This is a genomic window from Luminiphilus syltensis NOR5-1B, from assembly GCF_000158175.1.
Lineage (GTDB): Bacteria > Pseudomonadota > Gammaproteobacteria > Pseudomonadales > Halieaceae > Luminiphilus > Luminiphilus syltensis.
Genome location: NZ_DS999411.1, coordinates 2,743,116 through 2,758,023, shown reverse-complemented (window position 1 = coordinate 2,758,023; position 14,908 = coordinate 2,743,116). Strand labels below are relative to the sequence as shown.

Below are 14,908 nucleotides of genomic sequence, written 5' to 3'. Positions count from 1 at the left end.
AGCGCTTGCGCTCACCAGGAGACATCAATGAGAACAATTTCGTTTGACGGGGTTATCGTAGGCGGCGGCGGCGCTGGAATGCGCGCCGCACTGCAGCTTGCCCAGTCTGGATACAAAACTGCGGTTATTTCAAAGGTGTTTCCGACCCGCTCGCACACCGTTTCGGCCCAGGGTGGCATTACCTGCGCGATTGCGAGTGACGATCCGAACGATGACTGGCGTTGGCACATGTACGACACCGTCAAGGGCTCTGACTACATCGGTGATCAGGACGCGGTGGAATACATGTGTTCGGTCGGTCCCGAGGCTATTTTCGAACTGGAGCACATGGGTTTGCCGTTCTCGCGAACTGAAGAAGGCCGAATTTACCAGCGCCCCTTTGGTGGTCAGTCAAAGAATTTTGGTGAGGGCGGCCAGGCCGCCCGCACCTGCGCCGCCGCAGACCGGACCGGTCACGCGCTTTTGCACACGCTCTATCAAAACAACGTCAAGAACGAGACGGTGTTCTTCAATGAGTGGTTCGCTGTGGACCTGGTCAAAAATCAGGATGGCGCCGTTGTTGGTGTAACGGCAATTTGTATGGAAACCGGTGAGACCGTCTACATCAAGTCCAAGGCTACGGTCTTTGCCACCGGGGGAGCGGGACGGATCTATGCCTCTACCACCAATGCGCACATCAACACCGGAGATGGCGTGGGTATGGCGCTACGTGCCGGTGTTCCGGTCCAGGACATGGAGATGTGGCAGTTCCACCCAACCGGTATTTACGGTGCGGGAACCCTGGTAACCGAAGGGTGCCGCGGGGAGGGGGGCTACCTGATCAATAAGGATGGTGAGCGCTTCATGGAACGCTACGCCCCCAATGCGAAGGACCTCGCCGGTCGCGACGTGGTGGCGCGTTCGATGGTGACTGAGATACTTGAGGGTCGGGGCTGTGGTCCTGACGGTGATCACGTGATGCTCAAGCTCGATCATCTCGGTGAAGAAGTACTCGAGTCCCGTCTTCCCGGGATTTGCGAGCTGAGCCGTACCTTTGCCCATGTGGACCCTGTCAAGGCGCCCATTCCGGTGGTGCCGACCTGTCATTACATGATGGGTGGCATCCCCACCAATATTCACGGCCAGGCCATCAACGTTGATTCGGCGGGCAATGATACGGTGATTCCGGGTCTTTATGCCTGTGGCGAGGTCGCCTGTGTGTCTGTTCACGGTGCCAACCGCCTCGGTGGTAATTCACTGCTCGACCTTGTTGTGTTCGGGCGTGCATCAGGGCTGTTCATCGAGTCAGCCCTGCGCGATGGCATTGAGCTTCGAGATGCGAGTGACAGTGATATCGACCTGGCGATGTCGGGCTTGAACGCGCTTAACGAGCGAACCTCTGGAGAAAACCCGGCGCATGTGCGCAAGGATCTCCAGAACGTCATGCAGAATCACTTTGGCGTCTTCCGCACCGGTGATTTCATGCGCGAGGGCATCACGAAGTTGGCTGAACTGCGTGAGCGCGTCGAAAATGTAGTGCTCGATGACAAGACTTCCGCTTTCAACACGGCCCGAATTGAGGCGCTGGAGTTGCAGAACCTGTTTGAAGTGGCCGAGGCAACCGCTATTGTTGCCGAGGCACGAACTGAGAGTCGGGGCGCGCACTCGCGGGAGGATTATCTCGAGCGCGACGACGAAAATTGGCTGTGTCACTCGATTTACTGGCGTGGTGACAAGAAAGTGGGCAAGCGTAGCGTGAACTTCACGCCGAAGACCGTAGACACCTTCCAGCCCAAGATTCGGACCTACTGAAACCTCGCAGCAGCACGGAGAGCAAGACATGTTGCAAGTTAGTATTTATCGCTACAACCCTGAAACCGACAAAGCGCCGCACATGCAGGAGTTTCAGGTCGACACGGGCGATAAAGACCTGATGGTTCTTGACGTTCTTGAGATGATCAAGGGTGAGCATGACAGCAGTGTGACCTATCGCCGATCTTGCCGGGAGGGCGTCTGCGGTTCAGACGGTCTCAATATCAATGGCAAGAATGGCCTGGCGTGTATCACGCCCCTGTCGGAGGCAGCACCGGATAACAAATTGATCATCAGACCGTTGCCCGGGCTTCCGGTGATTCGTGATTTGATCGTCGACATGAGTCTTTTTTACGCTCAGTACGAAAAAATACAGCCCTATCTCCAGAACAACACGCCGGCCCCTGCTATCGAGCGGCTGCAGACCCCGGAAGATCGCGAGAAGCTCGATGGTCTTTACGAGTGCATTCTTTGTGCCTGCTGCTCTACCAGCTGCCCCTCTTTCTGGTGGAACCCCGATCGGTTCGTAGGCCCCGCGGGTCTGCTACAGGCCTATCGGTTCCTTGCAGATAGTCGGGACACGGCGACCGAGGAGCGGCTGTCCAACCTGGATGATCCGTTCAGTGTCTTCCGGTGCCACGGTATCCAGAACTGCGTCAACGTCTGTCCCAAGGGTCTCAATCCGACCAAGGCAATTGGTCATATCCGGAATATGTTGCTCAACCGGGCGACCTAGCTCGCCTAAGAAAAATTGAAGGGGCGCACGCCCCTTTTTTGTGCGCGACTTCAATGCATAACCGCAGGTTATGTTATAAATTCCATAAAGCTATTCTGCGGCGAAAATGCGGGTAATTTACCGAGAAAAGCGCCAATTCCCGGAGTTGGCGCCTACAATACCCAGGGCTGCCGCGATACACTGTACGGGTTTTGAACGGTTCGTCTTTGGCGGACCTTGCAACTTCTCATTCGGCCAACAACCCGAGGATTCGCATGACGCAGCCCTCCGAACTCCCCACGATGCTAGAGCAGTGGAGTACGTCTCACATTTCCGGTGGCAACGCCGCCTATGTTGAGCAGTTGTACGAAACCTACCTTACCGATCCCAACGGTATTCCGCCGGAGTGGCGCGATTATTTTGACAAGCTGCCTCAGGTAGAAACCAAGGCGCATGCCTTGCACGACGTACCGCACTCCGTAGTACGTGACCAGTTTGCGCGTATCAGCAAGATGCGCGTTCGTACCGAAGCGACTGTTGCCCACGACTCGCAGGCGACGGAATACGAACGCAAGCAGGTCAGGGTGTTGCAGCTGATCTCAGCCTACCGTCAGCGAGGTCATCAAAAGGCCAGTTTAGACCCTCTGGGCCTGCATATTCGCGAGCCCGTCCCGGATCTCGACCTCGGGTTCCATGAGTTGTCGGCGGCGGATCTCGATACGGTCTTCCAGGTCGGCAGTCTGTACCTGGGTACTGCAGATGCCACACTCCAGGAAATCATCGACGCCATGGAGCGCACCTACTGCCATACCGTAGGCGCCGAATTCATGCATATTGTGGATACTGAGCAGCGCCACTGGATTATGAGCCGTATGGAATCCGTTCGCTCAGCGCCGGAATTACCCCGCGACCAGCGTATCGAGATTCTGAGGCAACTGATCAAGGCCGACGGTCTGGAAAAATCGCTGGGTTCCAAATACCCCGGCACCAAGCGCTTTGGACTTGAAGGTGGTGAAAGCCTGATTCCGATGATGTCGGAGACCATCCAGCGTTGCGGTGGTTATGGCGCTAAAGAAATTGTTATCGGGATGGCTCACCGTGGCCGGCTCAATATGCTGGTTAATATTTTGGGCAAGAAGCCCGCTGAGCTGTTTGACGAATTCGAGGGCAAGGTGCGTTTCGATAACTCGGGTGACGTCAAGTATCACCAGGGTTTTTCCTCGAACGTTATGACCCCTGGTGGTGAGCTTCACCTCGCGCTGGCATTCAACCCGTCTCATCTGGAGATTGTCTCACCGGTGGTGGAAGGCTCCGTACGCGCCCGGCAGGATCGTCGCGAGGATCCCGTGGGTAATACGGTGGTACCGATTGTGCTTCACGGTGATGCCGCGTTCGCCGGTCAGGGTGTTGTCATGGAAACGCTGCAAATGTCCCAGACCCGCGGCTATCGCACTGGTGGCACCTTGCATATTGTGGTCAACAACCAGGTAGGGTTTACCACCAGCCGTATAGAAGATGCCCGCTCCACGGAATATTGCACCGATGTGGCGAAGATGGTCCAGGCACCGATTTTCCATGTTAACGGCGACGACCCCGAAGCGGTCGTTTTTGTCACCCAACTAGCGGTCGACTTTCGCAACACTTTCCACCGGGATGTGGTCATCGACTTGGTCTGCTATCGCCGCCGGGGCCATAACGAAGCCGATGAGCCCTCGGTAACCCAGCCCCTGATGTATAAAGCGATCAAATCGCACCCGACGACCCGGGATCTTTACGCTCGACGACTCGTCTCTGAAGGTCTGCTGTCTGAAGAGGAAGATGCGTCGTTGGTGGCGCAGTACCGGGATTCACTGGATCGCGGCGAAGTATTGGTGAGTTCGTTGGTCATGGAGCCGAACACTGGCCTGTTTGTCGATTGGACGCCCTATTTAGGTCACGACTGGACCACCGAGGGTGACACTACAGTGCCCCGGAAAACACTAAAGGCGTTGAGCGAGGCGGCCAACCACTCTCCCGACGGTTTTTCTGTTCAGCGTCAGGTCCAGAAAATTCTTGATGACCGTACCAAAATGGGTGCGGGCGCGCTGAGTATCAACTGGGGCTTCGCCGAAACCATGGCCTATGCCACCTTGCTGGTTGAAGGCTATCCCGTCCGTATGACCGGACAGGATATCGGCCGCGGTACGTTCTCCCATCGACACGTGGTGCTGCACGGCCAGAAAACCGGTGACACTTACACACCGCTGGAGCACCTGTCTGAAGATCAGGCTAATTTCCGACTTTATGATTCGCTGCTTTCAGAGGAGGCGGTGCTCGCGTTTGAATATGGGTACGCGACAACCGCACCGAAAGGGTTGGTTATCTGGGAGGCCCAATTCGGCGATTTTGCCAATGGCGCCCAGGTAGTCATCGACCAGTTCATTACCAGCGGTGAACACAAGTGGGCGCGATTGTGTGGGCTTACCATGCTCTTGCCTCACGGTTACGAGGGGCAGGGCCCTGAGCATTCGTCGGCGCGGCTCGAACGCTACCTGCAACTGTGTGCAGAACACAACATTCAGGTGTGTATGCCAACCACCCCGGCGCAGGTGTTCCATATGCTGCGACGCCAGGCGATCAGGCCTCTGCGAAAGCCGTTGGTGGTCATGTCCCCGAAAAGTCTTTTGCGGCATAAAGAAGCCACCTCGTCGTTGGATGAATTGGCCGATGGCCACTTCCATACCGTATTGGATGAAACCGATGATCTGGTACCGGAAGATGTGAAGCGCATTGTTCTCTGTTCCGGCAAAGTATTTTACGATCTGCGCGCCGCACGTCGCGAACGCGACATTACCGACATTGCGATACTGCGAATAGAGCAGCTCTATCCGTTCCCGCACGATGATCTCTCTGCGGTGGTCGAGCGCTACCCCAATATTGAAGATGCGATCTGGTGCCAGGAAGAGCCGATGAACCAGGGTTCCTGGTATGCCCAGCAGCATCATATGCGCCGGGTCATACAGGGCCACAAGGTCGACGTTTACCTGCGCTATGCCGGGCGCGACGCCTCAGCGTCGGTATCTGCCGGTTACACCGCGCTGCATTTACGTCAGCAAGAAGCATTTATAGACGAAGCCCTGGGCCCAATGCCCTGGGGAATTTGATTCAGCCGCACAGGAAAAACTGCAATGGCCATTGACATCAAGGCGCCTGCCTTCCCGGAATCAGTAGCTGACGGAGAAATTGCTACGTGGCACAAACAGGAGGGCGATACCGTCGAGCGCGACGAGCTGATCGTTGAAATCGAGACTGATAAGGTTGTAATGGAGGTGGTAGCGCCTGAATCCGGCACCATTACCAAAATCGCTTTTGCCGAGGGCGACACCATCGAGAGTGAGGCCGTACTCGCGACGCTGGAGCCGGGTGCCGTTACCGCCAAGCCATCGGCACCGGCATCTACAGAAGCCACCGCCGCCTCAGATTCCACCCCGGGCGAGGCGCCTCAAATGGGTCCTGCGGCGCGTCAGTTGGTGGAAGAACACGGTCTTGATCCGTCGGCGATTAGCGGCACGGGCAAAGGAGGGCGCCTGACCAAGGAAGACGTCATGGCTCACCTCGCCGGTGCGCCGTCGGGAGCTGCGTCCGCCCCCGGCGCCGCCAACATCGTCGATTCACCCGCTCTCGATGAATCACCGCAGCCCTCCGGCGAACGTGTGGAGAAGCGGGTTCCCATGACGCGCATGCGCGCCCGAATCGCGGAACGACTGCTCGATGCCTCCCAGCAAACCGCCATGCTGACTACCTTTAACGAGGTCAATATGGCGCCGCTGATGAAGCTGCGTAAACAGTACAAGGAGCAATTTGAAAAAACCCACAATGGGACGCGGCTTGGCTTTATGGGTTTCTTCGTTAAGGCTTGTTGTGAAGCCCTGAAACGGTTCCCAGAGGTCAATGCATCGATCGACGGTAACGATGTGGTTTATCACGGCTACCAGGACGTTGGCGTGGCCGTATCCACCAACGATGGCCTGGTGGTTCCGATTCTTCGCGACGCTGACTTCATGAGTATTGCTGATATAGAAGCCGCGATCCGCGATCTCGGTTTGAAGGCAAAAGACAAAAAACTGACGATGGACGATATGACCGGCGGCACGTTTACGTTGTCCAACGGTGGCGTCTTCGGCTCATTGCTTTCCACCCCCATTTTGAACCCGCCGCAAACCGGTATTTTGGGCATGCACACCATCCAGGAACGTCCGGTTGCAATCGATGGGCAGGTAGTTATCCAGCCGATGATGTATCTCGCTCTGTCCTATGACCATCGGCTCATAGACGGCAAAACTGCTGTCCAGTTCCTGGTTACGGTTAAAGGGCTGATCGAAGACCCGGCCCGCATCCTGTTGCAGCTATGAACAGTACTTATTGAAAGGAATTTTTAAATGTCTGACTCTTACGAAGTTCTGGTAATTGGCTCTGGGCCTGCGGGCTACGTCTGTGCCATCCGCGCCGCTCAGCTGGGTATGAAAGTCGCCGTCGTTGAGCTGTGGCAGGACGAGGAAGAAAAGCCGGTACTTGGCGGCACCTGTCTCAACGTCGGGTGTATACCGTCAAAAGCCTTGCTGGACAGTTCCCATAAGTTTATGGAGGCGAGGGACCACTTCTCTACGCACGGGATCACGGTCGATGCGCCATCTATGAATATCGCCGACATGATGCAGCGAAAGAAGCAGATTGTAAGCCAGCTGACCCAGGGTGTTGCCGGACTTTTAAAGCACAACGGCGTCACGGTTATTGAAGGAAAAGGCAAACTGCTGGCCGGCAAGCAGGTCGAGGTCACCGCGGCTGATGGTTCGCAGCAGACGATCGACTCGGAAAATATTGTCCTTGCGGCGGGTTCGCTGCCGATAGACATCCCACCTGCGCGCGTTGATAACGACTGTATCGTCGATTCCACTGGCGCGCTGGAATTCGATGCCGTACCGGAGCGCTTGGGCATTATCGGGGCCGGGGTGATTGGCCTCGAGCTGGGTAGCGTCTGGGCTCGGTTAGGTTCAGAAGTCGTGCTCCTTGAAGCCATGGATACGTTATTGCCGATGATGGATCATCAGGTCGCCAAAGAGGCGGGCAAGATTTTCAGGAAGCAGGGGCTTGAAGTCCGGCTTGGAGCAAGGGTGACCCAATCAGACGTGAGTGATGGCAGGGTCGCTGTGACTTATCAGAGTGGTGACGATGAGCATACGGAAGTCTTCGACAAACTCATCGTATCGGTAGGTCGCCGACCGCGCACCGAGGATCTTCTGGCCTCGGATTCTGGTGTCACCCTGGACGAGCGCGGCTTCATTTTTGTCAATGATTTCTGCGCCACCGAGGCGCCAGGTGTATGGGCAATCGGCGATATTGTGCGCGGACCGATGCTGGCGCATAAAGGTTCTGAAGAGGGCGTCATGGTCGCTGAGCGTATTGCGGGTAAGCATGCACAGCTCAACTACGAGTGCATCCCATCGATTATCTACACCCACCCCGAGGTGGCGTCGGTAGGTAAAACTGAGCAGGAACTCAAACACGAGGGCGTTGCAATAAAGGTGGGAACCTTTCCTTTCGCTGCGATCGGACGTGCACTTGCCTCGGGCGAAACCGACGGTATCGTAAAAATAATTGCCGATGAAGAGACGGATCGGATACTCGGGGCTCATGTCGTGGGTCCGTCCGCGGCTGATCTTGTTCAGCAAATGGTTATCGCCATGGAGTTTGGCTCCAGTGCTGAAGATGTTCAGTTGATGGTCTTTGGGCATCCCACCTTATCCGAGGCCGTGCACGAAGCCGCCTTGGCTGTGGATGGTCACGCCATTCACATGGCGAACCGCAAGAAGCGCTAGCGACTGAGCGTGGCGGAGTATCCGCCGAATTCATACTCGATGGCCTTAAGCGCTGTCGAGAACACTGCTTGTTAAACTGAAACGGGGTTAACGATGAACCTTCACGAGTACCAGGGCAAAGCATTATTTGCCGAATACGGCCTGCCGGTATCGACCGGTTATGCGGTTGATACACCAGCGGATGCAGCAGCGGCTGCGGAGAAAATTGGCGGCGATATGTGGGTGGTTAAAGCCCAGGTTCACGCCGGTGGCAGAGGCAAGGCCGGGGGTGTCAAGCTGGTCAAAAGTCCGGAGGAATGCAGCGCCTTTGCTGAGCAATGGCTAGGTAAGAATCTGGTGACCTATCAGACCGATGAAAACGGTCAACCGGTTTCCAGGATTCTGGTTGAGTCCTGCACTGATATTGCGGAGGAACTGTATCTGGGCGCAGTGGTCGATCGTGCCACGCGGCGGGTCGTGTTTATGGCCTCCACCGAGGGTGGTGTCGAAATTGAGAAGGTGGCTGAGGAAACCCCGGAGAAGATTCTCCGTGCGATCATCGACCCGCTGGTGGGGCCACAGCCTTATCAGGGCCGCGAGTTGGCATTCAAACTGGGACTTTCCGGGGTCCAGGTGAAGCAGTTCGTGACCATTTTCATGGGGCTGGCGAAGCTCTTTACCGATAAGGACCTGGCGTTGATCGAAGTCAATCCGCTGGTGATCACCGAGGAGGGTAATCTCCACTGTCTGGATGCCAAGCTGGGTGTCGATGGCAACGCGGTATATCGCCATAAAGACATTCAGGCGATGCACGATCCTTCGCAAGAGGACGAGCGCGAGGCCAATGCGGCCGAGTGGGAGCTCAACTATGTTGCCCTCGACGGCAATATTGGCTGCATGGTCAACGGCGCAGGCCTCGCGATGGGAACCATGGATATTGTCAAACTTCACGGTGGTTCACCGGCGAACTTCCTTGATGTCGGGGGTGGTGCAACCAAGGAGCGCGTCACCGAAGCCTTCAAGATCATTCTTTCGGATGACAACGTTAAAGCCGTTCTCATCAATATCTTTGGCGGTATTGTGCGTTGCGATCTCATCGCCGAAGGCGTTATTGGTGCCGTCGAGGAAGTGGGTGTTACCGTACCCGTCGTCGTGCGACTGGAAGGCAATAATGCAGAGCTCGGCCGGAAGGTGTTGGCGGACAGCGGTTTGAATATTCTCGCCGCGTCCAGCCTTACTGATGCCGCGGAGCAAGTGGTAGCAGCGGCAGGAGGTGCAGCGTAATGAGTATTTTGATCAACAGTGAAACCAAGGTTATCTGTCAGGGCTTCACGGGTTCACAGGGCACTTTTCACTCGGAGCAGGCGATTGCCTATGGCACCAAAATGGTCGGCGGTGTCACCCCGGGCAAAGGTGGTCAGGAGCACTTGGGGCTGCCGGTTTTCAATACCGTAGTCGATGCAGTAGAGGCCACCGGTGCTCAGGCTTCGGTCATCTACGTGCCCGCTCCATTTTGTAAGGACTCAATTCTCGAAGCGGCCAACGCGGGTCTGGAATTGATTGTTTGCATTACCGAGGGTATTCCCACGCTCGATATGCTCGAGGCCAAAGTGAAGTGCGATGAACTTGGAGTTCGACTGATCGGGCCTAACTGTCCTGGCGTTATCACACCGGGTGAGTGCAAGATCGGCATCATGCCGGGCCATATCCATCAGCCGGGTAAGGTAGGCATTGTTTCCCGTTCGGGTACGCTGACTTATGAGGCCGTTAAGCAGACAACTGATGCCGGCTTTGGACAGTCGACCTGCGTGGGTATCGGTGGCGATCCTATCCCAGGCTCGAATTTCATCGACATTCTCGAGTTGTTCGAGAAGGATCCGGCAACGGAAGCGATTGTTATGATCGGTGAAATTGGTGGCACCGCCGAAGAAGAGGCGGCGGCTTACATCAAAGCCAATGTTTCGAAGCCAGTCGTGTCCTATATCGCCGGGGTTACCGCGCCGAAAGGCAAGCGTATGGGTCATGCGGGAGCGATTATCTCCGGCGGGAAGGGTACCGCCGATGAGAAATTTGCGGCACTCGAGGATGCCGGAGTCAAAACCGTCCGCTCGCTGGCCGAGATTGGTTCTGCCTTGTCCGAGATCACGGGCTGGTAAACAGCACGACTACTCGCTGTACTCAAAACCCGCCACATTGGCGGGTTTTTTTGTTGCCTCGCGGGTGAGTGGGATGAAGACTTTCGCGGTACCTCAAACATTGCCCTTGACGACGTTCGCCGACGATCACACCCTGTGTTTTGAAGTCGGTGAGGCAGACGGCAGTCCTTTGAGCTGCTCGCGTAGCTCCAGCAAGATGAGCGCACTGTCCGACCCGCTCGTCGACGCTAAAAGGACTCCCGCCCACCTCGCCTCGCGCCAGCGCCACGTTCAGGAGTGGTTCAACTGTGCTTGTAGCCATCACTGAAGTTGGCTCGGCCCCGGTTTACTCCGGCATCGACGAGGGCAGTGCAGTACCGCCGTGCCTATGGAGGTATGCAAGCAGTTCGAGTAATCCGGGGCTGTGCCCGTCCGGGTCAGGTACGGCGTCATTCACGAAGCCTATGCGGGGGGAGTAACGGCCCCTGAAGTCCGCGATGAACCTATTTTCGGTCTCAACCCCGGAAAATTGTGCCGAGGGGACTCACAGGAGTTGAAATCCGCCGGGCCTGACACCATTACTCCCCTATCGTTTATTTTTTTTAGGGAGTTAACAGATGACCGCTGCAACCAAGGAGACCCGGGGATTCCAGACAGAAGCCAAGCGACTTCTGCATTTGATGATCCACTCGCTGTATTCCAACCGTGAAATTTTCCTGCGGGAGCTGATCTCCAACGCCTCCGATGCCATCGATAAGCTACGCTTCGCAGTGGTCCAGGATGCCTCCCTCGCTGAAGGTGTGGGCGACTATCGTATTCAAATCAGCGTCGACGCCGATGCCAAGACGGTGACCGTTGAAGACAACGGTATCGGCATGACCCGCGACGAGGTTATCGAAAATCTCGGTACGATCGCCAAATCCGGTACCGCTGCTTTTGTCGACCAGCTAAGCGGCGACGAGAAGAAGGACAGCCAGTTGATCGGCCAATTCGGCGTTGGTTTTTACTCCTCTTTTATTGTCGCTGATCGAGTCGAAGTGCTGACCCGCAAAGCGGGTACCAGTGTAGAGGAGGCGACCCACTGGGAATCCGAAGGGGAAGACGAGTTTGTTATCGACACTGCGAACCGCGATGCACCCGGAACCACTATTACGCTACACCTGAAATCAGACGCCGATGAGTTTGCCAATGATTTTCGCGTGAGAAGCGTGATCAAGAAGTATTCGGACCATATCTCGGTCCCGGTGATGATGCCCAAAGCAGTTGATGCCGCCGGGGCCGAAGATGAGGAAGAGGCCGCGCCAGCCGCGCCCGAGTGGGAAGCGGTTAACGAGGCCAAAGCCATGTGGACTCGCTCGCGGAGCGAGCTTTCGGACGAGGATTACAAGGCGTTTTACCAGCACGTGTCTCACGATTACGACGAGCCGCTGACCTGGAGCCACAACCGAGTGGAAGGCAAGCTCGAATACACCTCTCTGCTGTATATCCCCAGAAATCCGCCCTTTGACCTGTGGAATCGGGAAGGGGCTCGTGGGTTGAAGCTCTATGTGCAGCGTACCTTCATTATGGACGATGCTGAGCAGTTCCTTCCCCTGTATCTGCGTTTTGTTAAAGGCGTTTTGGACTCCAACGATCTGCCGCTGAATGTTTCGCGAGAAATTCTCCAGCAGAATCCCTCGGTTGATTCGATGAAGAGTGCACTTACCAAACGTGTGCTCGACGTACTGCAGAAAATGTCTACCAAGAATCCGGAACAGTACCAGCAGTTCTGGAACACCTTTGGTCAGGTCTTGAAGGAAGGCCCCGCTGAAGACTTTGGCAACCGTGAAAAGATCACCAAGCTACTGCGCTTTGCCTCCAGTCACACCGATGACCCGTCGCAGACGGTCTCTGTGGAGGACTATATTGGTCGCATGAAGGAAGGGCAGGAGGCAATTTATTACGTTGCCGCAGACAATCATGTGACGGCGAAAAATAGTCCGCATCTCGAGGTTTTCCGCAAGAAAGGCATCGAAGTGCTCCTTCTGTCAGACCGTGTTGATGAGTGGCTGATGAGTCACCTGATGGAGTTTGAGGGAAAAGCGTTCAAGGACGTGGCCCGGGGTCAGCTTGATCTTGACGACGGTGATGAGATTGAAAAGAAGGAGCTCGAGGAAGCCAAAGAGCAATCCCAGGGTCTCGTGGAGCGAATGCAGTCGGTGCTGGCTGATCGCGTCACGGAGGTTCGCCCCACGGTCCGTCTGACAGATTCGCCAGCGTGTCTGGTTGTGGGTGAGCAGGATATGGGGGCACAAATGCGTCGTATCCTCGAGGCCGCCGGACAGGAGGTACCCGATACCAAGCCCGCACTTGAAATCAACGCCAAGCATCCGTTGATCGTGCGTCTTGATCAGGAGCAGGACGAGGATCGATTCGCCGATCTCGCCCAGGTCATTCTGGATCAGGCAACACTCGCTGAAGGATCAATGCTTGAGGATCCATCGAGCTATGTGGCCCGGCTTAATAAATTACTGACGGAGCTTAGTGCCAGCTGATGTGGATTACCGTCTGGCGTCACGGCAAGGCGGGTGAAGCGGCTACCGACTTCGAGCGCCCTCTGACGACAAAAGGGGAACAGTCGCTTGATGCCGCTGTGACTGAATACCGCGGCTGGTTGCAGGGGTCGGAGGTGGCGCCGCCTTCGATGGCGCTCTACAGCCCCCTGAAGCGTACCCAGCAGACTGCAGAGCGCCTCGGCACCGGGTTTGACGTGCCCATTCAGGTCTGCCCTGAGCTCGCACCGGGAGGCTCCAGGCCTTCGGACTGCAGCCACTGGTTGGTGGAAGATGCACCCCATGTGGTTCTGGTAGGCCACCAGCCCTTTGTATCGGCGCTCATTGATTACTGGCTCGATAGCGACGAGGTCGATCCATTGCGTCCGGGTGGTTATTGCCTCCTGAATGTAGCGGGGTTCTGCCGCGGTGGAGCGGAGCGGGTGCGTGCCATGCCTGACATCTATACGCTGCTGTGACAAAGGGCGCAGATCAGAATGACAGTGCCCGCGAGCGCAGTTTTGAGGTAGACGGCCTGATCTATGCGGGCTTGGAGTGGGGTAAGCCTGAGGCTCCGTTGGCGCTTGCACTCCATGGCTGGCTCGACAATGCGCTTTCTTTTTCGATACTCGGACCGCTGCTCAATCGGTGCCGGATTCTGGCGCTTGATCTATCCGGGCATGGGTTGAGCTCGCACCGCTCGGCTGATGCCAGCTATCAAATATGGGACGATGTGCCTCAACTGGCGTCTATCATTGAACAGCTCGGCGAGGATTCAGTGACCTTGATTGGTCACAGTAGGGGCGCTGCCATTTCGACGCTACTCGCTTCGGTGCTGGGTGATCAATGTCATCGGCTTGTTCTGATCGATGGAATGCTTCCCCCGGAAGAAGCCAACAGCGATGCCGCGGCGCAGCTCCGTCGGTTTGTCCGGGAAAGAACGAAATACCGGCAGCGGCCCCAGCGTATCTTTGACAGTATCGAGGACTTTATCGAGCGTCGCGCGCGCTACGGCTTTGCTGCTGAAAATGGAGAGTTCATTGCGCCACGAGCCTTACGGCAGGTCAATGGTGGCTGGTGCTTACGCAGTGATCCTCGACTCTATGGTGCCTCTGCGCACAAACTCACGGCGGCCGATCGGCGCCACATTTACCAACAGATAAACGCGCCGGTATTGGGGCTGTTTGGCGATAAAGGCCTTTATGAGCGGCGCGATGCCTCCCGAGTCGATGAGCCGCAATCGATACAGCGGTTACAAGGGGAGTTGTCGGACTGTCTCCCTGATTACAGAAGCACTATCCTATCGGGTTCACACCACTTACATATGGAATCATGCGCACACGAAGTAGCACGACATATCGACGATTTTATCTGACGACACCGCTACTGGTGATGGGGTTATTCCAGAGCGTCGCCGCAGCCGAGGTCGGTTCTTCCACTGATGCCGTGGCGGAGGGCGCCATCAGCGCTATCGATCAGCACTGGTCAGCGGAGCGCTATAAAACTCGCCGGGAGACCGTCCGCGGCTTTCAATTACCCCTGGGCAAGATTAAAAAGATCAATGGCTCCTGGCGCCTTTCGGCGTTTGAGCCACTATCGGGTGCGCTCCAGCGAATCACCTGGCAAATCGATGGTATTCCTGTCGTCGAGGTGGCTGAATCGGTCGCCGGGCCCTTGGCGGAGTCCTCACAACTGATGTTCAGCTGTGAAAGCCGGGCCTGCGGTAACGCCTCTGAGTGGGCGAGTCGGGTTTACCAGGAACGCCTGCTTTACGGGCGGGATGAATACCAGCGCTACTTTGCGTTCCGCACCGAGGGCGGGGTGTGGATTACGCTATTTAGTGCCGCCCGAACCGCCGACCGTCAATACTTGCATATCGACGTAGTGACGCCGGACTGAAAC

The 14,908-nt window shown here is 56.4% G+C and carries 11 protein-coding genes; all 11 read left to right on the top strand.

Annotated features, from left to right (window positions below; all coding sequences use genetic code 11):
• Positions 1 to 27: 27 nt before the first annotated feature.
• The 11 genes from sdhA (at position 28) to NOR51B_RS12465 (ending at position 14,905) form a co-directional block, all read left to right on the top strand.
• Positions 28 to 1,791 (top strand): succinate dehydrogenase flavoprotein subunit, encoded by a 1,764-nt coding sequence (gene sdhA, locus NOR51B_RS12515; RefSeq protein WP_009019965.1) that lies wholly within the window; start codon positions 28 to 30, stop codon positions 1,789 to 1,791.
• Between the two features lie 28 nt (positions 1,792 to 1,819).
• Positions 1,820 to 2,527 carry a succinate dehydrogenase iron-sulfur subunit gene (locus NOR51B_RS12510; protein WP_009020524.1) on the top strand — a complete coding sequence of 236 codons (708 nt, stop codon included), beginning with the start codon at positions 1,820 to 1,822 and terminating at the stop codon, positions 2,525 to 2,527.
• A gap of 254 nt (positions 2,528 to 2,781) precedes the next feature.
• Positions 2,782 to 5,649, top strand: coding sequence for a 2-oxoglutarate dehydrogenase E1 component (locus NOR51B_RS12505; protein ID WP_230198466.1), 2,868 nt, complete (start codon positions 2,782 to 2,784; stop codon positions 5,647 to 5,649).
• Between the two features lie 24 nt (positions 5,650 to 5,673).
• The gene (odhB, locus tag NOR51B_RS12500) at positions 5,674 to 6,897 is read left to right on the top strand and encodes a 2-oxoglutarate dehydrogenase complex dihydrolipoyllysine-residue succinyltransferase (RefSeq protein WP_009020798.1); all 1,224 of its coding nucleotides are present in this window, start codon (positions 5,674 to 5,676) and stop codon (positions 6,895 to 6,897) included.
• Positions 6,898 to 6,924: 27 nt separating this feature from the next.
• Entirely contained in the window at positions 6,925 to 8,361 is a 1,437-nt protein-coding gene (gene lpdA, locus NOR51B_RS12495; protein WP_040482105.1) for a dihydrolipoyl dehydrogenase, read from the top strand.
• Positions 8,362 to 8,454: 93 nt separating this feature from the next.
• Positions 8,455 to 9,624 carry an ADP-forming succinate--CoA ligase subunit beta gene (sucC, locus tag NOR51B_RS12490; RefSeq protein ID WP_009019843.1) on the top strand — a complete coding sequence of 390 codons (1,170 nt, stop codon included), beginning with the start codon at positions 8,455 to 8,457 and terminating at the stop codon, positions 9,622 to 9,624.
• The gene (gene sucD / locus NOR51B_RS12485; protein WP_009020857.1) at positions 9,624 to 10,496 is read left to right on the top strand and encodes a succinate--CoA ligase subunit alpha; all 873 of its coding nucleotides are present in this window, start codon (positions 9,624 to 9,626) and stop codon (positions 10,494 to 10,496) included. Before sucC ends, sucD begins: the two co-directional genes overlap by 1 nt.
• A gap of 596 nt (positions 10,497 to 11,092) precedes the next feature.
• Positions 11,093 to 13,009 (top strand): molecular chaperone HtpG, encoded by a 1,917-nt coding sequence (gene htpG / locus NOR51B_RS12480; protein ID WP_009020023.1) that lies wholly within the window; start codon positions 11,093 to 11,095, stop codon positions 13,007 to 13,009.
• On the top strand, positions 13,009 to 13,485 hold the full coding sequence (locus tag NOR51B_RS12475) for a SixA phosphatase family protein (protein WP_009019309.1): 477 nt from the start codon (positions 13,009 to 13,011) through the stop codon (positions 13,483 to 13,485). Before htpG ends, NOR51B_RS12475 begins: the two co-directional genes overlap by 1 nt.
• Positions 13,482 to 14,381 carry an alpha/beta fold hydrolase gene (locus NOR51B_RS12470; RefSeq protein WP_009019619.1) on the top strand — a complete coding sequence of 300 codons (900 nt, stop codon included), beginning with the start codon at positions 13,482 to 13,484 and terminating at the stop codon, positions 14,379 to 14,381. The genes NOR51B_RS12475 and NOR51B_RS12470 overlap by 4 nt, the downstream gene beginning before the upstream one ends.
• Entirely contained in the window at positions 14,339 to 14,905 is a 567-nt protein-coding gene (locus NOR51B_RS12465; RefSeq protein ID WP_081443970.1) for a DUF4892 domain-containing protein, read from the top strand. Before NOR51B_RS12470 ends, NOR51B_RS12465 begins: the two co-directional genes overlap by 43 nt.
• The last annotated feature ends 3 nt before the right edge of the window (positions 14,906 to 14,908 follow it).

Coding starts and splice junctions, on each gene's coding strand:
- sdhA (WP_009019965.1), top strand. CDS start 28: ATGAGAACAATTTCGTTTGACGGGGTTATCGTAGGCGGCGGCGGCGCT.
- NOR51B_RS12510 (WP_009020524.1), top strand. CDS start 1,820: ATGTTGCAAGTTAGTATTTATCGCTACAACCCTGAAACCGACAAAGCG.
- NOR51B_RS12505 (WP_230198466.1), top strand. CDS start 2,782: ATGACGCAGCCCTCCGAACTCCCCACGATGCTAGAGCAGTGGAGTACG.
- odhB (WP_009020798.1), top strand. CDS start 5,674: ATGGCCATTGACATCAAGGCGCCTGCCTTCCCGGAATCAGTAGCTGAC.
- lpdA (WP_040482105.1), top strand. CDS start 6,925: ATGTCTGACTCTTACGAAGTTCTGGTAATTGGCTCTGGGCCTGCGGGC.
- sucC (WP_009019843.1), top strand. CDS start 8,455: ATGAACCTTCACGAGTACCAGGGCAAAGCATTATTTGCCGAATACGGC.
- sucD (WP_009020857.1), top strand. CDS start 9,624: ATGAGTATTTTGATCAACAGTGAAACCAAGGTTATCTGTCAGGGCTTC.
- htpG (WP_009020023.1), top strand. CDS start 11,093: ATGACCGCTGCAACCAAGGAGACCCGGGGATTCCAGACAGAAGCCAAG.
- NOR51B_RS12475 (WP_009019309.1), top strand. CDS start 13,009: ATGTGGATTACCGTCTGGCGTCACGGCAAGGCGGGTGAAGCGGCTACC.
- NOR51B_RS12465 (WP_081443970.1), top strand. CDS start 14,339: ATGCGCACACGAAGTAGCACGACATATCGACGATTTTATCTGACGACA.